This is a genomic window from Promicromonospora kroppenstedtii DSM 19349, assembly GCF_000515355.1.
GTDB lineage: Bacteria > Actinomycetota > Actinomycetes > Actinomycetales > Cellulomonadaceae > Promicromonospora > Promicromonospora kroppenstedtii.
Genome location: NZ_KI911628.1, coordinates 1 through 578, shown reverse-complemented (window position 1 = coordinate 578; position 578 = coordinate 1). Strand labels below are relative to the sequence as shown.

The 578-nt window shown below is 74.2% G+C and carries 1 protein-coding gene; it reads left to right on the top strand.

Translation table 11 applies throughout. The features are described 5' to 3' along the window. The coding region (locus PROKR_RS05975) for an ABC transporter transmembrane domain-containing protein (protein WP_036960649.1) at positions 1 to 578 on the top strand (578 nt) is incomplete at both ends.

Sequence of the window (578 nt, the reverse complement as noted above, 5' to 3'; positions counted from 1 at the left end):
GCCCGGCCCCGCGGCGGCGTCGGGCGGCGGGAGCGGGGCGAGCCCGGAGGCCGAGGTCGCGACCCTCGCGACACGCGGCCTCGACGCGCTGGAACCGTACCTGGTGCGGTACGTGCCGCAGCTCGTGCTGACCGCCCTGGTCACGCCCGCACTCGTGTGCGTGGTGCTCGGCCTGGACTGGGTCTCCGCCCTGATCGCGATCGTGACGCTGCCGCTCGTGCCGATGTTCATGGTGCTCGTCGGGCGCCTGACGGCCGGGATGTCGCAACGGCGGCTCGCTACCGTGGAACGGCTGGGCGCCCAGGTGCTCGACCTGGTGGCCGGGCTCCCGACGTTGCGCGCGTTCGGCCGGTCGTTCGGGCCGGGCGAACGGGTGCGCGCGCTGGGCGACGCCTCCCGCCGGGCCACGATGGGCACCCTGCGCATCGCGTTCCTGTCGTCGATGGTGCTCGAGCTGCTCACGACGCTCTCAGTGGCGATCATCGCCGTGGGCGTCGGGCTACGGCTCGTCGAGGGCGCCATGGAGCTGCAGCCCGCGCTGGCGGTGCTGGTGCTGGCCCCCGAGATCTACCTGCCGA